Raw genomic sequence first — 22214 nt, forward strand, 5'->3', positions numbered from 1 at the left:
CAGCGGACCGTCATGTCCGGGGCACTGATAGCCGCAACCGAGACCCAATCTTTGGGGGATAAGAACCGGAAAGCGTCTAACGCGCGGTTAAAATGAGCCGCCGAGGATGCATAAATTGAGTAAAAAACTCAAAGTAGCGGCCATAGCTCTTGTTTACGATAAGGCATGACAACGCTATGTGCCCATCGCTTGCCTGTAAGAGGCGAAAAGGTCATTGATAGTATCATGTATCCCGCCGAAGGAATGTTCCCAGCATGAATGCAAAATACGCGCTGCCTGCTATCTTGGCCTGCACTTGCGCCGCCACGCCAGCCATGGCTGACGATCCCGCTCAATTGGTTTTACATGATGGATTTGACGGCCAGGACTTTGCACCCTCGGGCCATCTTTATTATCGCGAAAATTTCGAACAGAAAGCGGGAACTGTCGAATTCCAATCAGATGTGAAGCGTTCTGGCACAGGCGCTTTGAAGCTCAGCGTCAAGCCTTTGTGCCCGCCCGACAAGAAGAACTGCAGCGAGCGAGCCGAGATATGGGAGCGCACAAAGTATCGCGTTCCGTACAATGAGGGCGTTTGGTATGGCTTCGCCGTAAAGTTCGCCGATCCCATTCCATCAGGTGATCACCGCTATCTCATCGCACAATGGAAACGAGAAATTGGTCCTGAGGCCAAGGGGGATTTCAGCCCCTTCCTCGCGTTGAGGCTGAACAACGGAAAGCTGTTTGCAACAGTGGAGACCAACTATGTTGCTCCAACTGCCGAGGCGGGCAAATCCAAGCGTGATGACGAATCTTGCAACGAAAACGAAACGCCAGTTTGGTTCCGCCCGGACACGAACCAGATGCGTGCCCTGGTCGCAACTGATGGCAATTGGAATGCGGGAGACGGTGCGGAGTTCAAAAGCTGCACCAGTGCCATCAAAGTCGTAGATCGCGGCAATAAAATGCCGACACCGGACTCTGGATGGATAGACTTTGCCATCTATAGCAAACCCGGACCCGACGGTTCCGGACATATTGAGATATTTGCCAACAATAAATGGATTGTCTCAGTGACAGGTCATATCGGTCATGCAGATCACGGACTTGGAAAAAATCAATACTTCAAATTCGGACCATATCGCGCCGCCGATACTACCGTATGGACGCTATACTATGACGATTTTCGTCGTTCACCCCGATGCGCCGATGTATTGGGCGACCCCAAACTTTGCCCAATGAAATGAAATCGCAGGACACGTACCCATGCATAAGAGGTCAAATGTGGCCTTGCTTAAATGCCGGGCGACTTTTTAATGAAACGTGAATGAACTTTTTTGTGCTTCCGAGGTTATTTCTTCTCCTGAAGGAGGCCACCGAAATGCTTACTACCCATCGCGACTGCAAGCATCACGTAAAGAGAAATGCGATTCCCTCGCTCGGTGAGATAGAGGGGCGCGTAGCGGTTCTGGAAATTGTTGCCCAGTCCGCACTTACACATGTCTTTGACGAAGGCGAAGTTGACGTCGACGCAGCCTTTTTGTCTCAAATTCGCAAGGCCATGCATCGCAAATGTAAAGAACTCAAGCTTGACGGCGAAGATACTGCATCTGCGCTTTCATATGCAGAAGAATTGATCGATGCCGCGGTGAATTCGTCACACCATCCGACGCATCAATAAGACTGATTCTATGCACCGAGCTATGACGGCGCTGAAGTTGAAGTTCAGCGCCCTTTGACTCGCGCAGAAATTAAATAAATCCCAGAATGCGTCCATACCGATGTGTCAAAGTGTTTCATATTGAGAACGTGTCACATTAAGAGACATGATCTGTCCCGTCTCAGCTGCGTATTAACGTCAAGAGATGGACATGATTGCAAATTTTCAAAATCAAAGCAGTCTTCACCACATCGCCCCGGCTCCAGCCCTAACCATGAATGGTGTAGTGAATGTCTATGATGGTCAACGCGGCCTTGTATTCTGATGATATCGACGTCCTTGCGAGTGCCCTTTTCGCCTGGTGTGCCGAGCGTAGTATTCGACTGCATAGTCAAGAAGGCTTATCGGCGGCAAACATCGCTATAAATCTCTACGATGCCGGCTACCAAACGCAGGACCAGCTGCTTGGCGCACTGCATGAGTATGAATTTCACTAAGTATTGCGGCGTGGCCGGCGCGGATTTATGCACCGGCCAGCCTTTTCAACTCTCCTGCGATGCAGTCACGCTCCTCGAGGATTCCTTGCCATTCGTCCTGGTAATAGGTGGAGTCATAAATGAGCGTGAAAGGCCCGCGATAGCCGGCAACAACGGAAAGCTCAACGCAGCGGGTGTAATCTGCACGGTCCAGCCCGTCCCCTGAGTAGCGACCCTTTGCGTGGCAAAGTTCAGCACGACTCATGATTTTTGCGAGATCCTCGTATTTTCCAGCCCGATCCCAATTACCGAAATCGCCATTGAGACCGACCTTACCCTCCAGCGCGTCGAGCAACCAGTTCACCTCGGCCGGTCCCGGCAACAAATCGAACCAGTTTTCCACGACAAGACGGATGCCGGCCGCAGACGTTGCATCCGCAAGCTTACGCAAATGCTTTTCTGCCAAGGCGAGGGCCTTATCGCTTGATCGAGCCTTCCCGGCGATGACCCGAATGTTTTGAGCGCCAAGAGCTGCGCCAACGTCAATCCAACCCGCCATCCAATCGGCGTCACGCTGAGCAGTGTCCGGGTTGCTCAGGTCTCCATCTTCGACCAGCAATGTTTGCACTGTCACACCGGCACTCTCCGTCGCACCGCGGAGATCCGCGAGATAGCCAGCCGAAAGACTGGGCAAATGGAAGGAGCATATCTCCAATCGATGAATGCCTCGCTCGGCACTTTGCTGAGGCAAGTCGATCAGTGTGACGACTCCCTCCCCGTATTTCGCTTCACGAGCCGGTTGGGCGTGATCAGCTGGCGTATACGGATAAGTGCCTCCCAATGCGCGATGCAGCGACCACGTTGAAACAGCGAAACGATCAGCGAACTCAATAGCGTGGTTCATTTGGACGCCTCCTCCTTACGCACCGCACTCATAAGGATGGAAAAATCCAAGGGATCGCAAGTGCTATAATTTGAAAGCAGGGCATCGGGCACTTTGCTGCATCGAATGGTCGCGCGCATTAAGAGTGTCAGGATATGCCACGCCCACCTTTGACCCAGCGAGAAATGGCGTCGAAAACCAGGTCCGCGATCCACATGGCACAGACGCCGACAACAAAGGCGGTAGCGTTCATGGCTGCGACATTCTCTTCAGGTAGAGGCCAATTGATAGCTCGCAAATATACGAGCGCCGGCTCCGTTAGATAAGTTGCGGCCAATGCACCGCAGATCGGTGAGGCAATAATTTCTCGCGTTGTGTAACGGCGCCTCGAAAGACCGCGCAGAATGCCGCCGGAAAGGCCGGCAATGACGACTCCGACCTTGATGCCTAAAGCATCCAAAAACTCGTGCATCGTCATTGTTTGTCTTCACCAATTCTTTTGAGGTATCGAAAACCCTGTGTCTCCATCGCTGCGGAAAATCCGCAAGCGCAGGAGCGTTAATTGCCCACGGGTGGCTGGGGCTTTATCAACCCGGACACACCATCCCGCATGATATTGACGGCGATCTTGACGGCACTCAAAACCGCAACCGCAGCGGCGGTGTAACTGGGTGCTACGAAAGATTGTGAGCACTCAAGGGCGCCATTAACGGACTGTGTACAACCAGTCGCCAGGAGAATTGCGACCACCAGCGCAGAAAGCGTGATCAGCACATTGAGAACATTGTGTAGTGTATTGGTATTGAACATTGATTTTCCTTCGAGTGTAGGATTTTTAATCGCTGCGACTGTGCGTCTCTCATGCTCTAAAAAGGCAGCAGGGAGAGCAAATTAGCGTCGAGAGACCGCCGGCAACTGTGGCTTCAGGACTGAGTGCAAACAGTACGAACTGCCCGGCGAACTAACGAGCAGCCTCGATCGCGGCAGCGAACTTCTTGGCATATTCGGCGATCACAGCGGCCCGATCGGTGCCATTGATGATTTTTCGAGCGCCGATCCAATCGGTCACCGTCGCGCTGAAATAATCGGCGAGCTTTTTACCGGTGAAGCTGCCATTGATCATGCCATCAAACAGAATCTGAACGGCCTTCACGGGATCAAGCGCCATATCCGGATCATCGGCGACACCGTATTTCACGTAGTTGTCACGCCCGGTTATCTGCACCAGGCCCCGACCGCGATAACGCCATCCATCGCCGCTCTTTTCGTCCCGATTGCCCATCCTGTTCGCATAAGCCCGCTCGGCTATTTTCTGCGCCTGCCGAGCGTAAACCGTCGCCTTTGCACCGGAAAAATATTTCGGGAACGTCTCGAGCAATCCGGCTGCCGAGTAGTTCAGGTTCTCCGAAACTGCGCACATGCTTCCATCGGTTTCATGATAGGTCGTGGCAAGCATGTAAGCCAACCAACGCACGTCGAACGGCTGCGCCGCCCAAGAGTGTAGGATTGCCTCCATGCCATTGACTTGATTAGTCGAAAGCCGCCCTGCAAATAGCGTCAGACGCACCGACGCGAAGAACTTTGCGTGGTCCATTCCGTTTCCTTTTGAATTGAAATTTAAGCCGCTGCCTCAGGCGTTACTCGCCGCCATTTGCTTCAATCCTGCATCGGATCTGCACTAACGCGAGGTATGGGAAAGCGTGCTGTGATCACAGACGTTGCGCCGGGCACTATCGAGAGTAAAGCTGGGATCGGGATCGAACTTGAGAGAGATTTAGATCGAAGAGTTGGACGGCCAATCGAAAGCATCGATCTCGGGCACAGTTGTAATCTCGCCGGCAATGATGCGGCTGGAGACTTCGCCTTCGGCGGTAAAGGCCGCCTGAACATGCACGCCGACAGCATCGGCAATTGCCGTCATCTGTGCAGCGGTCAGATCGACGAAACCCGCCGCCGTCTTGAATTTGACGGTTACATTGGGATTCGCCTGTACATAGTTATATGCGCCGGTGATCAGCGACTGGCTGCCACGATCGGTCATGACACGCATGTCATTTATTACGATGCCACCGGTCTCCACTGCGTAGCGCTTGGAGGCCGCATAGGCATACAGATCGACAGGAGCCGGCTCCGGAGACCAGCCGTCTACGACTGCCAGAAGGCTTGCCGGTGTTTCCGGCCAATCGGCCGTTGCGCTGACCTGCGCAGCTTCCTTGCTGCTCAGCTGGTCGAGGATGGCGCTCTTGTCGGCGTCAGGCAGCCCCGACGTGATCTTGGCCGCCAGGGCGAACCAGTAATCAGGGACATTGTAAATCTGCTGTCGGCCGAGCCAGAAGGCAACGCAGGCCATCCAGCGATCGGCCTTGTTTTCCGATCGGGCGGCGAGCAGCGCCTCGACCATCGGTTCATACATACTGTCTATACGGTACATGGGCAGTTCCTTTCCGTTAGGTGCGGGCGAACTGGCAGACTTCACGCCAGTCGATGTCGTAGGCGGCGCGGATCTCGGGAGCGGTTTGGGCAGTCTTGAGGGTAGTCGTCGCCGATCGGCGAATAGCTTCGATCATCTGTGATCCGACCTTCCAGCGCTGATCACGCGTTAGAATTTCAACGGCTTTTTCAAAGCGGCTAACGCCGTGCTCGGCCGCCTCGGCTGTGATATGTGGCGTCTCGCCATTTGGCACCTTGTCACCGCGATCGCGATCGGCAGCAATCAGCTGCGCTTCTGTGAGCTTCAGCGCGTAGACAGCCTCTTGGCCGGGTACGAGCGTGATGAATAGCGAGCGAGCATCGCCGATCTGTTTGTCGATACTGGTCTGCGCCTCGATGCGCGCGCGGATGAGATCCGCGGGAATGTTAAACAGCATGGATGGTGACCTCGAAGTTGCGGAAGGCTGCGGGTGCGATGAAGGAAAACCGATGCTCGCCCACGACATCAGTCGTAAACTCGAAGACGTTGTCGTCGATGGCGACGATCGTGCCGGCGTGAACAACCGACGTGCCGGCCGGCAGAGGCAGGCTTACGCGATCGACGCCATCCGCCTTGATGGTGAGTTCGGTGTCACAGATGAACACACCCTTTGGCCAGATCGCACCGTCATGCACAAAGGCGATCGCGTCGATATCGCGGTGAAACTGCCCCTCTGGCACCTCCATGGTGGCGAAGCCTTCCCCGAAGTGGGCCGCATGAGCATCAAGCAGGCTGCGGGCGCACGCGCCACTTTGCCTGATCCGTCCGCTTACGTCGAACACGACGCAATGAACGATCGGATCAGCGTTTACATGTTGCTGCTCGGACAAAGGATCACGTTCCATGTCTTACCTCTTGTAGGCCGTGGCCGTAATGTTGCTCTCGACCCAATTAACGGTGTTTCGCGGGTTGTTGATCTGCATGACGTAGGTATGTGCGCCTGGACCCGGTTGGTCGAAGAAGCCTGAAATCATGATATGGCCAGCGGTATAGGCCGTTTGAGTGGTTGAGCCATTGCTGCCGCCGTTCGAGGTCACCACCGTCAGTATGTTCGGAAGATAAAATACCTGCTGGAAGATGAGGTTGCCGTCGCGGAGAATATTGACGCCGACGTCCTGTGCGTTTGCAGGGCTACCATTCTGGTTCTTTTGCGCGATCGCCATGGCGTCGAGGGTGACACGGCCGTCCCCGTCGACCACAACCGAGCAGGCCACCAGATTGACGATGGCATTCGGCCCGACCGCCTGAGCCCATGTGACCTTGCCCCAGCCCACTGCCGTGCAGGCCCCGGCAGCGATATTCGACGTTCCGACTTGCAACGAACCGATCACGGCCGAGCTGATGTTCACGGCGCCGAGGTTGGCGGTGATGGCATCCAGGCTGTTGACGGCGATCTTATTGGCGGTGATCGCGCCATCCACGATCAGCTCGGCCGAAACAGCACGGCGCATGACCGGCTTCGACCAATAGGTTGCGCTGCCCGTTCCGCCTGTCCTGTCGGTAAACAGGTCCATGCAGATCTTATTATAGCCGGAGGGGACGGTAATTCGGCCTTGCAGGCGCACCCACTGATTCTTGAGATCGGTGGACGCTGCAAACGGATAAGCATAGGCACCCGCAGGCGTTAGCAGCCGGCCAATGATGGCGGCTCTGGACGCATCGGTGTTATAAACCCAGACATCAAAGGCATAGGTTTCACCGAACGTGCAGGTAATCCAGTTGGACGCGGCCTGTTCGCGACCGATAGACTGATAGATCCAACCTGCCGCGTCACTGCTGCTGGTGTCGAGGTAGAAGGCTTGATTATAGCTCAGCGTCCAGCCGTCAAGGGTGCCTGTCTGCCAGCCATTATCGGCCATGTTTGAGAAGTCGGTCAGGACGAGTTGCTTCGCCATGATGGCATTTGCCGCGATCTGCCCCGCGCCGATTGTGTTGGCTGCGAGCTTGTCGCCGGTGATCGTCCCGCCCGAGATCGTCGCAGCGGTTACCGCGCCGGCCGCGATCGTGCCAGCAGTCACGGCGTTGGCGGCGATCTTACCAGCCGTCACCGCGTTAGCGGCGATCTTATCGGCCGTGATAGCGTTCGTCACGATATTGCCGGCGGCAATCATAGTGACGCCGCCGTCGCTCCATGGGCTAGGCTCGGTCTGATTGGCATTGGCCTCGCCGAAATACATCCGCGTCAGCCACAGATAGCTGTCGTTCTGTCCGGCCTGCGTACCTTTCATTCGGAAGAAGACGATGGCTATGGCGGCGTTCGCCGGCATCTGCACCTTGCCCCAGAAGCGCTGATAATTGCCGATGCTCTTCTGTGGATCGATGTTCTGTGCCGCAGGAAAGACGCCCCAGCTCGGATAGGAAATTAGAGTGCCCGTAGCGTCATATACCCCAAGATAAGGCTGCACTCCGTTGCAGCGATGACCGAGATAGTACACGGACAGTTCGTACCAGCCGTTCGGCTTGACGGCAAACTGCTGACCACTTCCATCGGCGTTGAGGGACTTTACGCCGTACTCGACGCCCTGAGTGCCATTGCCCTGATAGATCTGGATCGCGCCGGGAACAGGGGCAAAACTATCGGTGCGCAGGGATAGCGAGAAGTTGGCAAATCCGTTGGACCACTCATATCCCCATCCCGTGAGACCTGCGGATAAATTCGAGTTCGATAGATAGTTGCCGCCATTACCAGCAGCCAACGCCTGGGTGGAGACAGACCCGGCAGCAAGCTTGTCAGCCGTGATTGCACCCGCTGCGATCTGCGCTGCAGATACCGCGCCAGCCGCAATGGTTCCAGCGGTGACAGCATTCGCCGCGATCTTGCCGGCGGTCACGTTGTTGGCGGCGATCTTGTCGGTTGTAATCGCGCCATCGACAATCAGGTTGCCGCCGCTTTTACGCTGACATGAGACGAAGCCGAACTGATAACTGCCGGTGCCCGTGAAAGTGCTGGTTGGAACAAAATCGACCCATGCCCATACTGCCCCTGCAGGAACGACGATGGTGGTGTTATACTCCGTATAGATCGTTGGCGTCGTGGTCGGAACGATGACGCCGGAGGCGGTCAGCAATGTGATCTTGTCCGCGCCCATGAAGCGCATGCGGCAAGAGACGGTATCGGAAGGCGCTCCGGTGCGCTTGGCAAACGTCTGCAGGCAATATTGCTCGCCCGGAATAACCGGGAAGATGTTGGAATTCCTGCTAAAGCCAAAGCTCGCTGGCGCGGCGATATTCAGGTAGTTGTTGCCGGTATAGGCATTCCCAACGTCCGTTACGACGCTTAGACCTGTGGCAAGCGCCCAAGAGGTTGAACCAAACGCAAAGTTCGGATTCTCCACCCGATTGGTCATATCGGCAATGATGAGCTTGTCTGCCGTGATGGCATTAGCAGCAATGTTGACCGCAGCAATCGCATTAGCGGCAACCTTGGAAGCGGTGATCGCGCCGTCAACGATCAGCTCTGATCCGGACGCTCGCCTCATGTTTGGTTTGCCCCAGAAACAGGCGCTGCCGTTGGGCGCTGCTTTGGAGACACCGAACATCGGCTGTATCTGATAGACGCCGGCCGGAACGGTGAAGTTGCCGGCCATGTACGTCCAGGCGTTCTTGGCAGGATTTGAACTCCCGATCGGGATCCAAATGCCACCCGCGTTCGCGCCGGATTGGTCTTTGAGGTATGCGCCCATGAACGCGTCGTTTGCCGCATCGGTATTCCAGAACCAGACGGAAAGATTATAGCTCTCGCCTGGGGAAACTTTGAGCAATGGCGTGCCGAGCAGAAGTTGGTCGCGCGCATCGCACTGAACCAGCCATGTGCCCTGCATCACACTGGGACCGGTTTCCGGATAATAGCCTAGCTGGCCCTGTGTGCTCCAGCCGACAAGCGAGCCGGCGCTGAAGCCGAGATCGATAATGTTATCGAGGTTGCGGACGATCAGCTTATCGACGGTGATCGCCTTGGCGGCAATCTGAGCCGCGCCGATCGCGCCGGCAGCGATCTGGCCGGCCGTGATGCTGTTAGCGGCGATCTTGTCGGCTGTAACAGCACTAGCGGCGAGCTTGGGCGTCGAAATAACACCATCGGAGATCTGGGTTCCGACAATTTGGCCGGCGATATCACCGGCCGCCATCGCCGCCGTCCAGACGGTGCCGGTGTAGCGGTAAAGCTTGTCATCTGTTGTCAGATAAACGGTGCGGCCTTCGATATTGCCCGAAGTTGGTAGGCTAGAGACGATTTCGACCGGGCGGATGCCTGATGCAAACTTGGTGGCATCGACTGCATAGGCCGCGAGTTTGGCGGCGCTCACAGAGCCATCAGCAAGCTTACTTGCGTCTACGGCAAGCGCTGCCAGCTTCGTGTTCGTAATCGCGTTGTCGGCAATTTGAGCGCTGTTCAAAGTGCCATTAACGTCGCCCGCCGCGATCGCCGCTGTCCACGCGCCATTGTGGTAGCGATAAAGCTTGCCATCCGCCGTCAAGAACACTTGTCGGCCTTCAACGTTACCCGTCGTTGGCAAAGCAGAAACGACTTCGACGGCCTTGATGCTGCTAGCTAGCGCTGTCGCATCGACCGCTCCCTGAGCAAGCTTGGCAGCCGTAACCGAGGCGTCCGCCAGCTTTGTCGAAATCACCGCACCAGATGCCAGCACGTCGGCAGTAACGGCGGCCACCTGAAGCTTGGCAGTCGAGACCGCCTGATCGGCCAGTTTCAGGTTCGAAACGGCCTGATCCATGATCTTTGCAGCTGAAACGGCCGCATCGGCGATCTTGGATTGAATGATCGCGCCGTCGAGAACGTCGGCAGCTTGAATGAGGACATTTGGTGTCTTGACGGCCAACCAGGCCGACCAGTCCGTCGCCCGGTTTGACTTCGGTAAATACCGCCCGCGTGCTTCGTACTCAGTGTTGGAAAGCGTCCATTGGCCAGAAATCAGCCATGAGTAAGGTGAGGCATAGGGATTGCTGTCGCTATCGAAAACGATGTCGGCGGTTTCCTTGAGGCGCACCTGCACCCACACGCCAGTGACATCGTCGAGATCCGGCGCGCAGCTGATCTTGATCGCCGGACGACGATCGATGCCACCCGCATCCTTGATCGTCGCGGGCTCCACGGTCCAGCCGATCATCGGCTGTGACGGCGGCGTGATCGGGCCGAGCCAGCCGATGGCGGTCGGCAGTTGCAGACCTGGATGCCAGTCGTAGTCAGCCGGGTCGACTTCCTTCAGTGTGACGACGATCAGGAAATTCGGCTGCGGTTCGACTTTTACGACAAGGAATTTCTTCTCGCTGTAACCGTTGCGGTCCGACGACCAGGAAACGACGTCGTTCGGCTCCAGGGGATAGGCGTCGGGCGGCAATGAAACCTGATGAACGCGAAAGCGTCGATAATCCTGGATCATAGCCAAGCCAACGCGCTGCACCTGATTGGCAAACGGCACGGCAAGCAATTGCACTTGCGCCGGCAAACGCCGGTTGCCATCCTGAGCCTCCAGATCGGCATTGTAGCGGCCGGGGGCATCCTTCGTTGCCCACTTTTCTCCGGGTTCCGGATAAGTCGCTTCGATGGCGTTGTAAGTTGCGGAAAGCGAAGGAAACGGCTGGAAATCCTGCTCTTCCGTGACGACAATATCGTCGTCCGTGAATGAATAGACCGCGCCGCCTGGCATACCCACGAGCATCTTGAAAACACCGCCGACTTCGGCGATGCGGCCATTGCAGCCTTTCAGCAATTCGGAAATTGCGTCGAGCGGTTCCTGATCGCACTGAACATCATAGCCCGCACGAAAGGCTGGCTCGCTGCTGCCGTCGTCAAGCTGGACGGAAGCATCACAGGCATTGGCTGCGGCCATCCAGTTTGCTGCCGGCAGGCAGAAGGCGCCGATGTTTTGACCGCCATAGACCCACTCCGTCCCATAATAGACACCGCGAGCGAGATTGTACGCCATCACAGCAGGATTGCTGCTCGGCTCCCAGCTCGAAGGATCCGCCCAGCGATGTGCGCCATTGCCGCCGACTGAAGAATCCTTGCGAACGTCGTAAAGCGGCAGCGGATGTGGCTCGAAAAGACCGGAAGGCACGCCCTTGAAGAGATCGGTGTTGTAGCGCGACGTCAAAATGACGACCTGGCACCCGCGGCCGATCATCGTCGATTTCCAGGGCCGTTCGGCGTGAGTGCCGAACTTCGCGGTCAAGAAGGCATCGGGGCTCGTTTGCGTGCCGTCGAGGAACTTGATCCAGAGATAGTCCTTGTTCTTGACGCGATATTGCAGCACCGGGAAGCCGCGCCCGTCCGGATGCGGTTGATCCCAGAGCACACCGACCTTCTGGTCGTCGATCCAGACACTGGTCAGCCCGCGTTCGCCGGCTCGGTTCGGCAGGCTGCCGATTTCGATAACATCGGTGAAATAGGCATTCGGTGTCTTGCCGTCGTCCCCCCAGGTGCCGGCATACTTGCGCTTGCCGGCAGTCGCGTAGCTGCCGATGATGAAGGACATCGCATGGTCGTCCCCCATGCTGATCTCGAGCTTGGTCCCGTCCGGCTGCGGCTGATCCTTTTTCGCCAGAGCCTTTTCGATCAGTGACAGGCCTATATTGAGCGCGACAGTCAGAAACAATTTGCCGATAGCACCAATCGGCAGAAGTTGGGCAATAGCGCCGATCGCGGCAACAAGAGGGGCAGCATGCGCCGCATCCGCCATCAGCCAGAAGCTGAGGACGTTCAGAAGCAGGATAAGATATTTCATGGATCGGACGACCTCGATTGGCGCATGGAAAAGGGCCGTCGCAGGCAAGGCTGCGCCGACTAGTCACCGGCCGGAGATAAAATTGGGGTCGAAAGGCTGGCTAGCCGACCTTGAAGGCCCGCTTGGCGTCGAGCAGGTCGACGGTGCCGAGCCCGGTCTCGCGCAGCACGAAGATGCGTTCGCCATTGACGACGCCGAGCGCGTAGCCGAAGGGGCCTTCATGCGGGACGGCGGCGATATCGCCGATGCCGGCTTCGCTCGGATGAATCTCGGGCAACATGCTGGCGACGAGATCGGCGAGATTGTCGAAGCCCGCCGCCTTCATCGTCTTCAGCGCGCCGGCTGCGGTCGAGTATTCGCCGCGAAACTGGGCGGCGCAATCGACGCCGGTGATCGCCAGCACCAGATTGCCGGCGAGCCCCGGCCCGCAATCATGGCTGCCCCAGGCAAAGGGCGTCCGCTTCAGCCGATCGATCTCGGCGACGAAGCGGGCGCGCCAGTTCTTGACCCTGATGAGATCGCTGTTCATTTCTGCCCCCAGGGGATCTGCCAATTGGCGACGGTGCTGGAATAGAGGCCGAATTCATCGCCGCTGCGGCGCTTCTGGCCTTCATAGGAGGATTTGGCCGGGTTGGTACGCTCCAGCATGGCGATGGCGGCGGAGATGGCGGAGATCTCGATGTCGCCATCCTGCCCCACGGCCGGCGTCTTCACCGGCGCGCCATCGGCAACGCCGAGAAAGGCGATTTCCGGCGCCGCACTCGGCAGGCGCGTGCCTGTATCGAACGACATGTCATGGATTTCTATCGGCGCCAGCCGCAGATCGTAGCCGCGCACGAGCTGCTGCACGGCGGGCGCGATCTGGCCGATGGTGATGGTTACGGTCTGGATCGTCAGATCCGCCGTGCGCGGGATCGGGCTCACCTGCAAATTGAGGCCGCCATAATAGGTCCGCGGCTCCGGCAGACCGGTGACGCCGGAGGTAACGGTAATGTTGATGTCGTCATCGCCGGTCCACAGCCCGATCGAGGCCGGCGCGCCGGTGGCGAGATCCTTGCCGGTGATCCAGACGAAACGACGGGGCACGAGCCCCTTGTCGCGCGCGCCGGTCAGCGCCGCGAAGAAAGCGGAGGTGATGTTCTTCATCGTCTATTTCTTCTGGATGATCTTGAAGGTAGCGCCCGTGGTGATCGGGCCGCTCGCGGTGCCGGGATTGTGGCTGCCCGGCATGACCAGGCATTTGCAGGGCGGCAGCAGCAGCGTCACGCCGAGACCGGCGGCAAAGCCCGCCGGCAGATGCGGGAAGACGCCGAAGACGGGCGTGATGCCCTGCCCGCTGGCATCAACCGTTTCCGAGACTTCGAGAAAGGCGTAGCGGCCGCCATAGCCGACCTGCATCTTGTCGCCGACGGTCAGCCTATAACCAGCCGGCAACCCCTTGAGGCTGAGCGAGGCGTTATCGCCCCCGAGCGCCGCGACGCTGACCGCGGCGCTCCCGAGCTTCGTCCCGTCGGGGTCGGCCTGAGGATATTTCGACAGCGGATCATAAAGAAAAAGCGCCTCCTGGGCGCCGTGTAGCTTGCGGATGCGGGCGGCGATCTGTTTCGCCTCCGCATTGTACATGTCGGCCAGCGTCACCGTGCCGGTCCAGAGCGGCGGCGCCAGCTCCGCCTGCCAGACCCGGCCATCGCCGGAGCCGGAAAGCTCGTCGTTGCGCTGAATGTCCCAGACGATGCTGGAGATCTTCAGAAGATCGGCAAAGGCCGGCAGGCTGTAGGGATAGGAAACGGCCATCAGCGCCTCCGGGGATTGCGGTTGATCTGCGCGACGCGATCGGGAAGCTGCTGATTGAAATCATTCAGCCCCTGCCGCGTCGAACTCTGCGCTTCCGATTGCGCGACATTCTTCACATAGGCCTTGAGATTGCCGTCCTCATCGACGGAAACGCCGACCGTGACATGCACGCCGGAAGCGGAGCCGGAGGCATCGTTCTGGTTATCGGCCCGGAGGCGACGGACGGGAACGGCAGCATCCGGCTGCGCCCGCAACAATTGCGGCCCGCCCTCGCCGACCACGCCGCCATCGGCATAGCCACGCCGCCCAAGCCGCATCGCCTCGACGACGCCGACGCCGCCCGCCCGGGCGATATCCCTCTGGCTCCAGACGACCTCGCCGGCATGTACCAAACCCGCCGGATCATAGACGCCCCCAGGGCCAGTATAGCCGCCATCGGCCCATCCGGCGGATAGAGCACTGAAGGGATCGAAGCCGGAGGTGGGTACGGCTGCATTCGAGCCGATGTTGAAACCACCGCCGCCGCCAAATCCGAGCAAGTTTGAGAAGAAGCCGCCAATACCGCCGCCGCCTGCTGCACTGTTGACCTTGAACAGGCTATTGAGCACATCGTTCAGCAAAGTATCGGAAATCTTCGTAAGCACGCTTACTGCAGCTTTTCCAAAGGACTTCCAAAATCCTTCACCATTGCGCAAGCTCGTCATCAGCGTAGAAGCGAAATCACCGACGAGCTGGCGCGCATATTTCAATTGCTCATTCGTTCGCACTATCTCCGCGCTTTTGGAATCCATCTCAACGGGCAGACCACGATCTTTAAGCGTCTTTGCAACAGTCTGGTCGATGGTCGAACGGCCGATTTGAGCGCGTTCGAACGCCATATCATCAACCAGCTTCTTCTGTGCATTTGCAAGCTGTTCATTGGCGGCCGCTTGTTCTTTCGTCTTTTGGGTCAATTGTGGCATCTGCTGCAGACGTGCGGCGCAGCTCTTTTGGAGATTGTCTTGGCTTTGCGTTAGCTTGACAACCTTCGTTTTCTCTTCCTCGGTCGCAGCCGCAGCTTTAGCGGAAGTCTGTATCCCAACCTTCGCTTGCTCCGTGTTTACTTTGGAGGATTTCGTAAGAGCATCAGTAGCTTGCTGTATGCCTTGCAGTTCATCCTTTTGGCTGTTTTGAACACCAAAGCTACCGACAAGGGACTGTTTTGATGTCGTATCAATCGCGAGCGGGCTAACACGAGAGAAAGCGGCGATATTTGGAAGGAGCATATTCGCGCTAGGCCCGGCCTGGGTGAAAATGGCCTGCTTTGCTGGATCGACGGCGACGCTCTGAGGTCTATTAGACAGTTCATGTTGCGCTTTCAAACCATTCGCAACAGTCAAGTCCTGTATGATTGATCCGAGAGCACCTTTGAAATTCTTGGAAAACTCAGCAAGTTCAGGATTATCAGGCATTTGTGCCGCCGTCTTTGACAAAATTTTATCAAGGTTCAGCGCATCTGCTATTTGGGCAGTCCCCGCTTTAAGCTTATCATTGAAGTCAAAATAGCTATGTGCCAGCTCAAAAAACGGACTGTCAGCCCTGCCTTCAAAAAAAGAAAGGGATGCATCAAACCCATTCGCGGCATTTTCAAGCTTGCCAAGAGCTTGACTAAATGTGCGGTCCGCATTCTCACGAAATAGAACAGTTTGATTCAGAAGCTCCTCTCTTTGGATCTTCTCCGCCGCATTTATAGCGACCGCCGGATTGCTTTTTTGCCCCGGCAAGGATTGCATTTCCCTCGCGCTCTGAGCGTCTAACCTGATGTGCGCCGCTGACTTTTCACGCATTGCGGCCGGACCAAAGGACTCTATCAAATTTCCGATCGCATCGGCGGTTGGCCCGGCAAAAACAACACTGCCAACTACACTTTTCACCCCGAAGCTCAGAGTGTTCAGAAGAATATCTTTTATGCCTTTACCGGTATCGTTGGCGAAATCAGCCCGATGTGCCAGAAAATAGTCATAGTCCTTGTCCCCCGTAGGTTGCGAGTTTGCCGAAGCGGCGACTGCGCCGTGGGTATCCGCCATAGAAGCATGCGACAAGCGCGTGCCATTATTGGGCTGCGCTTCAAGGACCACCAGCCCTCCCCTCAACTTATCCTTAGCGAGAGCGTAACTGGTTCCAAACTTTAGCACATTTGCGGCAGCCTTATCGACGATTCCACCAGTCGTCTTCACCTCGCCATTCATGGTCTTGAACGCGCGTGATGTTGCGCCCGAGCTATTTGTCACACGCCCCATCGCTGCAACAAAACCATCAACGTCACCAGTCGCCTTCCGTACATTCGAGCTGTCAACGGAAATACTAAGAGTTGCAGCATCAGCCACTAGCGTACCTTTCGAATAGATGGCAGAAATCACCCAGCGCATTCGGGGGATTTCATGAAGTTGTTTTCAAATGTTGTGATCACGGCGTTTCCGTTGCTGTTGCTAAGCAGTTGTGGCGCCTTCGACCCGCCTATTGTGACGGCTTGTGAGGAAAATCTGAAGCCGGAACTCGTGGCACCGTCAAGCTATGAGCGTAATAGGTTCATCCCCGGAGAGAGGCCCGCCACCAGAGCCGAATTCGATGAGGAATTACGACATCCCGATCTGAAAAAATTCTACCTGAAGAAGTTTGATGCGGGAGCGCTGAAGCCAGTAATTTATACCGGAATCCTGAACTTCAGCGCGTTGAATAGGAATGCTGATCGCGTCACGACAACGGTTACTTGTCGATACTTCTCCACCGACGGCCGCACGTCCCAAATTGCGATTTGGTCGGTCGTCCCGTTGCCTGTCGATGTCTCCGCATTTTCTCAGATAATACGAGACATCACCAACGATCCGCCCCCGACACCGGAAGAAGAGTTGAGATACTCAAAGCCAATCGCCCCTTATGCTGGTCGGATTCGCGATACGCTTAGACGGCTCTTAGGATGAACATCAATATCAGAGCTTGTTTTTATCAACCTATGGAGGCAATATGCATCGACTATTTTCGCAACTTTTGTATGTGTAGTGACATGACTATGGGGCTAAAACTACTTCTGACTGCATTCTTCTCGTGCACAATCATCACCCAAGCCTTGGCTGACGATCAGCAAAAGCGTGTTCAATTGGTCGGTCGGGTTATCGATAATGTGCACGTGAGCTTCATGATTGCTTATCAATGCCGCGATGCTCTTGGCACCACATATTACAATGCAATTCGGACGTATGCCGAGAAAGCCCTCCAGAAAATCGGCTCGTCACCGGAAGTAGCGACACAGCGATTGAACAAGCTAGAAAAATCTTTCGAAAGCGACAAGAAACTCGGTCGGAAGGAGGGGCTCGAAGGATGCGTGTGAAATATCGCAACCGTAAACCACAACCTTCAAACGGCACAAAAAAACTATATCGATTTTGCGTACCCGGAAAATCGATAGGCCTGCGACTAAGCACATTGGCTGCCTATTTTAAGGCGAGAATAAATCGAAATAGGAGGTTTGATGAAGCTGCCCTCAGGCATCATCACATTGCTGGCTGCGTTGTTTTTTACCAGCGCAAATGCGACGGCCGAAAATAATCACAATACGAACGCTTCGTCACGCAGAATCGTCGACCAATCTTTACACAAACTGACCATAGCTTACGCATGCCGTGACGTATTCGGAGCCGACCTTTATCCCTTGGTCCGCGAGGAGGAGAAATCCAAATTGAAAGCGATCGGTGCTCCCTCTAAGGCCATTGCCGATATGCTAAACAATCTGGAGAAGATTCTTCAATCAACAGATGCAATCGGGAGGATTGACTCTGACGAATGCTTTACAGGACGATAAAGGGATCGAAACTGTTAGTTTTCGGGTGTTTTCCGGTGGTATTTTGCACATACGGTTAAGTACGCGAGATAGCTACCCCGCCTCCCGCACCCTGATCGCCTCCGTCTCCTCCTCCACCGTCTGGCAATAGCGCCCGTCCATCGCCTTCAGCACGGTGATGTCCTCACGGCGCAGGAGATTGCCGGTCAGGTGCACCCAGGCCAGCACTTCCTGATGAGAGAGCGGCGCCGGGCCGGAAAAGCCGGGAGCCTGCGCCGAGCGCAGGTCCCAAAACCAGTCCCAGAGCGCATGGCCGGCCGCCGGCACATCGGCCTCCGGGCTGATAAGCTCGAAGGCCTCGTTGCGTTCGCGCCGGGTCTCGCCGTTTGTATCGCGCACGCAATCATAGCGTGCAACGATCCCTACGGCTTCTGAGAGCCCTTCGGCAAGCTCTTCATAAAATTTGCGCGGTCCTCCGAGGCGCCAGCCACCTGATCGTAGATCCAGCCGGCGTCCTCGACGACTTCGCGAGCCTTCTCGAAGGAGAGCAGCGGCTGCTCGCCCTTCCACTGCTGCTCGCCCCAGCTCCAGGAGGCGATGGCGGCCGCCGCCTTGTCGAGATATTCGGCCTCGACCTTGCTGGTGGTCAGCTTCTTCTTGCGGCTGGCGAGGAAGCGGTCGCTATGCTGGCGAACGATCTTCTTCACCTCGTTGCTCTCGGCCGAGCGGATCATGAAGGAGATGCCGAGCGGCTCCTCGGTGGCCGGATGCAGGAGCTGCAGCTCGAAGAGATCTTCGGAATTGACGAGACTGGAGATATCCAAGGAAACACCTTATCGGTTGGGACATATTCGAGTGGCCGCACGCCGCAGGAGAGCGACGCGCGCAAGGTTCCGAAAGATCGCGCTTACGGCGTGGTGACGGGATCGATGCGGATCGGCAGCTGGTTGAGGCCGATCTTGAACTTCTCCAGATCGAAATCGTCGGAGCCGCCGCCGGGATAGAGCGGGCCGGAAACGACACCGCGCGAATAGAACACCGTGTTGGTCTTGCCCTGCGGCGCGTCGTTGCGCTCGACCTTGATCGCCATGTTGTTGATGTTAAGGGGATCGCCGAAGACGCGCAGAATGTCCTGGCCGGGATCGTCGGCGATGGAGGCGACTTCAAGCTCCGGGTCGCCGGCGTTGGAAACGCCCTTCTGTTTCTGCTGCACCGGCTCATCCAGCGTATTGTAGTTGTTGATGGTGGATTCCGAGCCGAAATCGCCGACTTTGCCGACCTTGCCCACCTGCACCCAGGTCAGCGCGGCATAGGCCGTGGCCGTCAGGTCGGTATTCTGGGGCGTCTCGCATACGTAGACTTTCGAGCCCTTCTTCGTGCTTTTATTCGCCATGGATCATGTCTCCGGTTCAAAGGCGGTGTAGGGAATGGTGACCGGTATCTGCACCCGGTCATCCTCTTGGATCGGGCCTGCGGCCCACGGCTCGCCACTGATCGTGATCTTCACGCCAGAGGCGAACAGCGTCTTGTTGTTGAAATGGCCGATGATCTGGCCGGCGGCATCGAGTGGCTTGATCAGCCCGCCGCCGGCCTTCCAATAGACGGAAACCTGCAGAAGCCCGAGCTTCTGCTGCGGATCGTCGCCAAGCGTCACCTGCCGGGGGCGGTTGGGCAGGTAGCTGACGGCCAGATAGTTATCCGGCTTAGCTTGCCCCCCCGGCGGAAAGGCAATGCCCGGCTGCGCCACCGGCAATGGCGGCTGAAATTGGAGTGCCGCCAGATGATCCAGCAGCGCAGCCAGAATGAGAGCGTCCGTTGCCGTCGCCATGCGTCACCTTGTGTAATGTTTGAAATTTCGAGCGATCAGTCCGTCGTGTCGCGCGCAACGCTCGCGACAATGTCAGGCCATGTCTGTGCCGCGAGCCGCACCATGCCCTGCCCCGCCTGACCATCCTTGCCATATTCGACTTCGGCGGCATGGGAGGCGGTGAAGCCCAGATGGATCAAACCGCCCAGCGGCACGCCGAGGCCGGCCAGATCGACCGATTGGCCCTCATCTGCACCCTCCGCATCCCCGCTTTGCAGCGGCGCGGCGGAAACCCGAAAGGAATTAGTAAGCTCGCCTGATACCGCAGGCGTCGCCTCGACGATCGCCTCGGCCAGCCGCTGCGCGGAGAGGTTCACCACCTCTTCCATGCGCGTCTTGGTCCGCTCGGCCCAGGCGGCGATATCAGCGGAGAAATTCGAAGAAGCCATGTCGATTGCCCCTTGATACGGTTATGCATCATCCGCGGCGTCACCCGGTGAAGAGCCACGCCGCTCGAAATTCAGAAGGGTGAGATGGCCGTAACGGGCGCGAACCGCAGGCCGGATAGCTTGGGATTCGGCCTTCGTCCCGCCGCTCTTTTCAATCCCCGGCAATGGTGAAACCCGGTTCAGCAGCAGGATGACCCGCGACAGCAGCCAAAGCGTCAGGATCGTCTTGAAACGAACAATCGCCGTCATCGCCGCACCTGTACCTGCCAAAACACGACAGTCCCACCCGGCGACAGCGGCTGGATATCGACGATCGCATGCTCGACGCCGCCGATGAGCAACCTGTCGGACAGCATCGGCGTAATCGATAGCCCCTCAGTCGAGAGATAAACCATCCGATCTCCGCGCTGGATCAGCGTATCGGCGACATGCGCCTGGCTCTGATCGAGATCGACGAGCGAACAGTCAAAATCCTCGCTCGTCTGCACTGGATCATAGTCCGGCCCCGTATTCGTGATGCGCCGCAGACTGCCTTTCTGGCCGAACCTGGCGATCAGCCGCGCCGCGGTCGCTCGAGTCCTGTCGTAATCGAAAGCAACCATCACACCACCAGAATGCCCGGCAGCACCGGGCGCAGGAGTGGGTAGAGCAGCCCGTCAAGCATGGTCAGCACCGGCCTTGCGGAGGCGATCATGTCGTCGCTGGTATCGGCGACGGCATATTCCGTCTCGAGCGGCCCCACCTTCTCGCGCTTGACCGTGCGAGCGGCAACGATAACCGGCGTCAGGCTGCCGGGTTCCGAAAGCTCCAATGCCGCCGCTTCATAAGCCGCATAGGTCACGGCGAGCGGCAATGTGTTCTCAGTGATCGGCTCGCCATTGACCGTCGTTGCGCCGCTGCGCGGCCAGGAGAGCACCTGATCGTAGCCGCCAGCCCGCCGGCCGGTGAATCTCGGCTCGTACAGAGCATCGATCGCCTGCGATCCGCGCACCAGCGCCGCCAGACGATCGCTATCGCTCGCAGTAGCCCAGCCCACCTTGCCGCGATCGGCACAATAGGCATCGGCGGCAGCAAGCGTGCCGTAAGAGGAAGCGAACATGAAAGCTCCGATGTCGATCGTTGGAAACAAAAACCCTCTCCCCGCATGAAACGGAGAGAGGGAGCTCGGCCTCAGGCAGTCGTGATCTCGTCACCGTAAGCCATGGCCGCCGGCAGGCGCACTTCGGTGCCGCCGGTGCGAGCGATGATGCCGGTCTCGAAGCTCATGATCGACTTCTGGCGCGGCTGCAGCACGCGGCGCGGCATCGGCAGATGGAAGCGCAGCACCTCCGGATCACGCCGATAGACGACCATACGGCCGCCGCCATCCTGCGATGCCGTCGCAAGCTCGCGTAGCGGCTGGATGTCGAGCGGCTGGCCGGTCTCGGCCGTGTAGACATTGCCGCGACGCAGGAATTCCAGCACCGTGATGTAGCCGTCACCGTCGGCAAGCCGCTTGGTGGCAATCAGGCGGAAGGCTTCCGGCGGCAGGCGCAGGCTGTCGATCCACTCGACTTCTCCCGTCCGCTGCCGAACGCCGCCGATAAGATCGTTGACATCGCGCAGGATCTGATCGGCCGTCTTAGCGGACCAGTGGGTCGTGCCGCCCGTACCATCGGCAGCGACATCGGCGCGCGACACCTTCGGATCGTTGACGAAACCGGTCCAACCCTTTTCCGTCGAGCCGATCATGGCGACGGAATTGAGCAGGCGCTCGATCTTATCGGCGGCGAAAATGGCGTTGGAGGCGTTGAGATCGAGATTGTAGAGCGCAGCCTGGTTGACCTCTTCGAGGTTCCACTCCCAACCGGAGCCGAGCATTGCGAAATCGTGGCTGGCGCTGTCGCGGGTCGACTGGTTGAACGGCATGTCCGTGCCGGCGGACGAGAGGAACTTGGCCTCGCCAGCGCTGTCGACGGTGAAGAAGGTCGTGCCGGAAGCCCATTCATTGCCTTCGGTGACGACCGGAACATGGAGGCCGTAATTGAAGGTCGGATAGCGGCGCTGGTAGATGCGCGTTTCGATATTGCGCCCCTGCGCAATGACAAAAGAATAAGCGGCCTGGGCGTCGGCAAACTGCTGTCGAACGAACTGATTCAT

General features: G+C 57.5%; 27 protein-coding genes. 6 read left to right on the forward strand and 21 right to left on the reverse strand.

The window, feature by feature from the left end; translation table 11 throughout:
* The first annotated feature begins 314 nt into the window (after nucleotides 1-314).
* From HGP17_RS07110 to HGP17_RS07120, 3 genes are all read left to right on the forward strand, one after another.
* The gene (locus tag HGP17_RS07110; protein WP_246703992.1) at nucleotides 315-1226 is read left to right on the forward strand and encodes a polysaccharide lyase; all 912 of its coding nucleotides are present in this window, start codon (nucleotides 315-317) and stop codon (nucleotides 1224-1226) included.
* Nucleotides 1227-1306: 80 nt separating this feature from the next.
* Nucleotides 1307-1660, forward strand: coding sequence for a hypothetical protein (locus HGP17_RS07115; RefSeq protein ID WP_246703961.1), 354 nt, complete (start codon nucleotides 1307-1309; stop codon nucleotides 1658-1660).
* A 269-nt stretch (nucleotides 1661-1929) separates the two neighbouring features.
* Entirely contained in the window at nucleotides 1930-2136 is a 207-nt protein-coding gene (locus HGP17_RS07120; RefSeq protein ID WP_168807229.1) for a hypothetical protein, read from the forward strand.
* 25 nt (nucleotides 2137-2161) lie between these two features.
* Here HGP17_RS07120 and HGP17_RS07125 read toward each other — a convergent pair whose 3' ends face one another.
* The 12 genes from HGP17_RS07125 to HGP17_RS07180 all read right to left on the reverse strand — a co-directional run bounded on the left by HGP17_RS07125 (nucleotide 2162) and on the right by HGP17_RS07180 (nucleotide 16410).
* Nucleotides 2162-3019 (reverse strand): TIM barrel protein, encoded by an 858-nt coding sequence (locus tag HGP17_RS07125; RefSeq protein WP_168807231.1) that lies wholly within the window; start codon nucleotides 3017-3019, stop codon nucleotides 2162-2164.
* A gap of 127 nt (nucleotides 3020-3146) precedes the next feature.
* Nucleotides 3147-3476 carry a hypothetical protein gene (locus HGP17_RS07130; protein WP_168807234.1) on the reverse strand — a complete coding sequence of 110 codons (330 nt, stop codon included), beginning with the start codon at nucleotides 3474-3476 and terminating at the stop codon, nucleotides 3147-3149.
* An 80-nt stretch (nucleotides 3477-3556) separates the two neighbouring features.
* Nucleotides 3557-3808, reverse strand: a complete 252-nt coding sequence (locus HGP17_RS07135) for a hypothetical protein (protein ID WP_168807236.1) — start codon at nucleotides 3806-3808, stop codon at nucleotides 3557-3559.
* Nucleotides 3809-3959: 151 nt separating this feature from the next.
* Nucleotides 3960-4592, reverse strand: coding sequence for a hypothetical protein (locus HGP17_RS07140; RefSeq protein WP_168807238.1), 633 nt, complete (start codon nucleotides 4590-4592; stop codon nucleotides 3960-3962).
* A 180-nt stretch (nucleotides 4593-4772) separates the two neighbouring features.
* The gene (locus tag HGP17_RS07145) at nucleotides 4773-5429 is read right to left on the reverse strand and encodes a DUF4376 domain-containing protein (RefSeq protein ID WP_168807240.1); all 657 of its coding nucleotides are present in this window, start codon (nucleotides 5427-5429) and stop codon (nucleotides 4773-4775) included.
* 16 nt (nucleotides 5430-5445) lie between these two features.
* Nucleotides 5446-5865, reverse strand: coding sequence for a hypothetical protein (locus tag HGP17_RS07150; protein WP_168807242.1), 420 nt, complete (start codon nucleotides 5863-5865; stop codon nucleotides 5446-5448).
* The gene (locus HGP17_RS07155) at nucleotides 5855-6313 is read right to left on the reverse strand and encodes a hypothetical protein (RefSeq protein ID WP_168807244.1); all 459 of its coding nucleotides are present in this window, start codon (nucleotides 6311-6313) and stop codon (nucleotides 5855-5857) included. Before HGP17_RS07155 ends, HGP17_RS07150 begins: the two co-directional genes overlap by 11 nt.
* A 3-nt stretch (nucleotides 6314-6316) precedes the next feature.
* Nucleotides 6317-12208 (reverse strand): phage tail protein, encoded by a 5892-nt coding sequence (locus tag HGP17_RS07160; protein ID WP_168807247.1) that lies wholly within the window; start codon nucleotides 12206-12208, stop codon nucleotides 6317-6319.
* Between the two features lie 100 nt (nucleotides 12209-12308).
* Nucleotides 12309-12737: a hypothetical protein gene (locus HGP17_RS07165; protein WP_113405573.1), complete on the reverse strand. Its 429-nt coding sequence runs from the start codon at nucleotides 12735-12737 to the stop codon at nucleotides 12309-12311.
* Nucleotides 12734-13354 carry a hypothetical protein gene (locus HGP17_RS07170; protein WP_168807249.1) on the reverse strand — a complete coding sequence of 207 codons (621 nt, stop codon included), beginning with the start codon at nucleotides 13352-13354 and terminating at the stop codon, nucleotides 12734-12736. The genes HGP17_RS07165 and HGP17_RS07170 overlap by 4 nt, the downstream gene beginning before the upstream one ends.
* 3 nt (nucleotides 13355-13357) lie before the next feature.
* Nucleotides 13358-14002, reverse strand: coding sequence for a hypothetical protein (locus tag HGP17_RS07175; protein WP_168807251.1), 645 nt, complete (start codon nucleotides 14000-14002; stop codon nucleotides 13358-13360).
* The gene (locus HGP17_RS07180; protein WP_168807253.1) at nucleotides 14002-16410 is read right to left on the reverse strand and encodes a hypothetical protein; all 2409 of its coding nucleotides are present in this window, start codon (nucleotides 16408-16410) and stop codon (nucleotides 14002-14004) included. The genes HGP17_RS07175 and HGP17_RS07180 overlap by 1 nt, the downstream gene beginning before the upstream one ends.
* A gap of 12 nt (nucleotides 16411-16422) precedes the next feature.
* Between HGP17_RS07180 and HGP17_RS07185 the strand changes: the two genes are divergently transcribed.
* The 3 genes from HGP17_RS07185 (at nucleotide 16423) to HGP17_RS07195 (ending at nucleotide 17840) form a co-directional block, all read left to right on the forward strand.
* A complete protein-coding gene (locus HGP17_RS07185) occupies nucleotides 16423-16962 on the forward strand; it encodes a hypothetical protein (protein WP_168807255.1) in 540 nt (179 codons plus the stop codon).
* A complete protein-coding gene (locus tag HGP17_RS07190) occupies nucleotides 16959-17369 on the forward strand; it encodes a hypothetical protein (protein ID WP_168807257.1) in 411 nt (136 codons plus the stop codon). Before HGP17_RS07185 ends, HGP17_RS07190 begins: the two co-directional genes overlap by 4 nt.
* A gap of 141 nt (nucleotides 17370-17510) precedes the next feature.
* The gene (locus tag HGP17_RS07195) at nucleotides 17511-17840 is read left to right on the forward strand and encodes a hypothetical protein (protein WP_168807259.1); all 330 of its coding nucleotides are present in this window, start codon (nucleotides 17511-17513) and stop codon (nucleotides 17838-17840) included.
* Between the two features lie 72 nt (nucleotides 17841-17912).
* Here HGP17_RS07195 and HGP17_RS33515 read toward each other — a convergent pair whose 3' ends face one another.
* The 9 genes from HGP17_RS33515 to HGP17_RS07240 all read right to left on the reverse strand — a co-directional run bounded on the left by HGP17_RS33515 (nucleotide 17913) and on the right by HGP17_RS07240 (nucleotide 22214).
* Nucleotides 17913-18218 (reverse strand): hypothetical protein, encoded by a 306-nt coding sequence (locus HGP17_RS33515; protein ID WP_168807261.1) that lies wholly within the window; start codon nucleotides 18216-18218, stop codon nucleotides 17913-17915.
* 23 nt (nucleotides 18219-18241) lie between these two features.
* A complete protein-coding gene (locus HGP17_RS07205) occupies nucleotides 18242-18643 on the reverse strand; it encodes a hypothetical protein (RefSeq protein ID WP_168807263.1) in 402 nt (133 codons plus the stop codon).
* Between the two features lie 83 nt (nucleotides 18644-18726).
* Nucleotides 18727-19212: a hypothetical protein gene (locus HGP17_RS07210; RefSeq protein ID WP_168807265.1), complete on the reverse strand. Its 486-nt coding sequence runs from the start codon at nucleotides 19210-19212 to the stop codon at nucleotides 18727-18729.
* 3 nt (nucleotides 19213-19215) lie between these two features.
* Nucleotides 19216-19647, reverse strand: a complete 432-nt coding sequence (locus tag HGP17_RS07215; RefSeq protein WP_168807267.1) for a phage tail terminator-like protein — start codon at nucleotides 19645-19647, stop codon at nucleotides 19216-19218.
* Nucleotides 19648-19682: 35 nt separating this feature from the next.
* Nucleotides 19683-20075, reverse strand: a complete 393-nt coding sequence (locus HGP17_RS07220; protein WP_168807269.1) for an HK97 gp10 family phage protein — start codon at nucleotides 20073-20075, stop codon at nucleotides 19683-19685.
* A gap of 21 nt (nucleotides 20076-20096) precedes the next feature.
* Nucleotides 20097-20324, reverse strand: coding sequence for a hypothetical protein (locus tag HGP17_RS07225; protein ID WP_168807270.1), 228 nt, complete (start codon nucleotides 20322-20324; stop codon nucleotides 20097-20099).
* Nucleotides 20321-20677, reverse strand: a complete 357-nt coding sequence (locus HGP17_RS07230; RefSeq protein ID WP_168807272.1) for a hypothetical protein — start codon at nucleotides 20675-20677, stop codon at nucleotides 20321-20323. Before HGP17_RS07230 ends, HGP17_RS07225 begins: the two co-directional genes overlap by 4 nt.
* The gene (locus HGP17_RS07235) at nucleotides 20677-21174 is read right to left on the reverse strand and encodes a DnaT-like ssDNA-binding protein (RefSeq protein WP_168807274.1); all 498 of its coding nucleotides are present in this window, start codon (nucleotides 21172-21174) and stop codon (nucleotides 20677-20679) included. The genes HGP17_RS07230 and HGP17_RS07235 overlap by 1 nt, the downstream gene beginning before the upstream one ends.
* 71 nt (nucleotides 21175-21245) lie before the next feature.
* Complete coding sequence (locus HGP17_RS07240; RefSeq protein WP_168807276.1) at nucleotides 21246-22214, reverse strand: DUF2184 domain-containing protein; 969 nt, start codon at nucleotides 22212-22214, stop codon at nucleotides 21246-21248.

Source organism: Rhizobium sp. P38BS-XIX (genome assembly GCF_012641435.1).
GTDB lineage: Bacteria > Pseudomonadota > Alphaproteobacteria > Rhizobiales > Rhizobiaceae > Rhizobium.

Bases quoted from the DNA above. Each gene is read 5' to 3' on its own strand.
- HGP17_RS07135 (WP_168807236.1), bottom strand. From the start codon at position 3,808: ATGTTCAATACCAATACACTACACAATGTTCTCAATGTGCTGATCACG.
- HGP17_RS07220 (WP_168807269.1), bottom strand. From the start codon at position 20,075: ATGGCTTCTTCGAATTTCTCCGCTGATATCGCCGCCTGGGCCGAGCGG.
- HGP17_RS07210 (WP_168807265.1), bottom strand. From the start codon at position 19,212: ATGGCGAATAAAAGCACGAAGAAGGGCTCGAAAGTCTACGTATGCGAG.
- HGP17_RS07180 (WP_168807253.1), bottom strand. From the start codon at position 16,410: ATGCGCTGGGTGATTTCTGCCATCTATTCGAAAGGTACGCTAGTGGCT.
- HGP17_RS07215 (WP_168807267.1), bottom strand. From the start codon at position 19,647: ATGGCGACGGCAACGGACGCTCTCATTCTGGCTGCGCTGCTGGATCAT.
- HGP17_RS07190 (WP_168807257.1), top strand. From the start codon at position 16,959: ATGAACATCAATATCAGAGCTTGTTTTTATCAACCTATGGAGGCAATA.
- HGP17_RS07130 (WP_168807234.1), bottom strand. From the start codon at position 3,476: ATGACGATGCACGAGTTTTTGGATGCTTTAGGCATCAAGGTCGGAGTC.
- HGP17_RS07160 (WP_168807247.1), bottom strand. From the start codon at position 12,208: ATGAAATATCTTATCCTGCTTCTGAACGTCCTCAGCTTCTGGCTGATG.
- HGP17_RS07155 (WP_168807244.1), bottom strand. From the start codon at position 6,313: ATGGAACGTGATCCTTTGTCCGAGCAGCAACATGTAAACGCTGATCCG.
- HGP17_RS07185 (WP_168807255.1), top strand. From the start codon at position 16,423: ATGAAGTTGTTTTCAAATGTTGTGATCACGGCGTTTCCGTTGCTGTTG.
- HGP17_RS07240 (WP_168807276.1), bottom strand. From the start codon at position 22,214: ATGAATCAGTTCGTTCGACAGCAGTTTGCCGACGCCCAGGCCGCTTAT.
- HGP17_RS07230 (WP_168807272.1), bottom strand. From the start codon at position 20,677: ATGGTTGCTTTCGATTACGACAGGACTCGAGCGACCGCGGCGCGGCTG.
- HGP17_RS07140 (WP_168807238.1), bottom strand. From the start codon at position 4,592: ATGGACCACGCAAAGTTCTTCGCGTCGGTGCGTCTGACGCTATTTGCA.
- HGP17_RS07195 (WP_168807259.1), top strand. From the start codon at position 17,511: ATGAAGCTGCCCTCAGGCATCATCACATTGCTGGCTGCGTTGTTTTTT.
- HGP17_RS07170 (WP_168807249.1), bottom strand. From the start codon at position 13,354: ATGAAGAACATCACCTCCGCTTTCTTCGCGGCGCTGACCGGCGCGCGC.
- HGP17_RS07165 (WP_113405573.1), bottom strand. From the start codon at position 12,737: ATGAACAGCGATCTCATCAGGGTCAAGAACTGGCGCGCCCGCTTCGTC.
- HGP17_RS07115 (WP_246703961.1), top strand. From the start codon at position 1,307: ATGAACTTTTTTGTGCTTCCGAGGTTATTTCTTCTCCTGAAGGAGGCC.
- HGP17_RS07145 (WP_168807240.1), bottom strand. From the start codon at position 5,429: ATGTACCGTATAGACAGTATGTATGAACCGATGGTCGAGGCGCTGCTC.
- HGP17_RS07110 (WP_246703992.1), top strand. From the start codon at position 315: ATGGCTGACGATCCCGCTCAATTGGTTTTACATGATGGATTTGACGGC.
- HGP17_RS07225 (WP_168807270.1), bottom strand. From the start codon at position 20,324: ATGACGGCGATTGTTCGTTTCAAGACGATCCTGACGCTTTGGCTGCTG.
- HGP17_RS07120 (WP_168807229.1), top strand. From the start codon at position 1,930: ATGTCTATGATGGTCAACGCGGCCTTGTATTCTGATGATATCGACGTC.
- HGP17_RS07235 (WP_168807274.1), bottom strand. From the start codon at position 21,174: ATGTTCGCTTCCTCTTACGGCACGCTTGCTGCCGCCGATGCCTATTGT.
- HGP17_RS07175 (WP_168807251.1), bottom strand. From the start codon at position 14,002: ATGGCCGTTTCCTATCCCTACAGCCTGCCGGCCTTTGCCGATCTTCTG.
- HGP17_RS07125 (WP_168807231.1), bottom strand. From the start codon at position 3,019: ATGAACCACGCTATTGAGTTCGCTGATCGTTTCGCTGTTTCAACGTGG.
- HGP17_RS07150 (WP_168807242.1), bottom strand. From the start codon at position 5,865: ATGCTGTTTAACATTCCCGCGGATCTCATCCGCGCGCGCATCGAGGCG.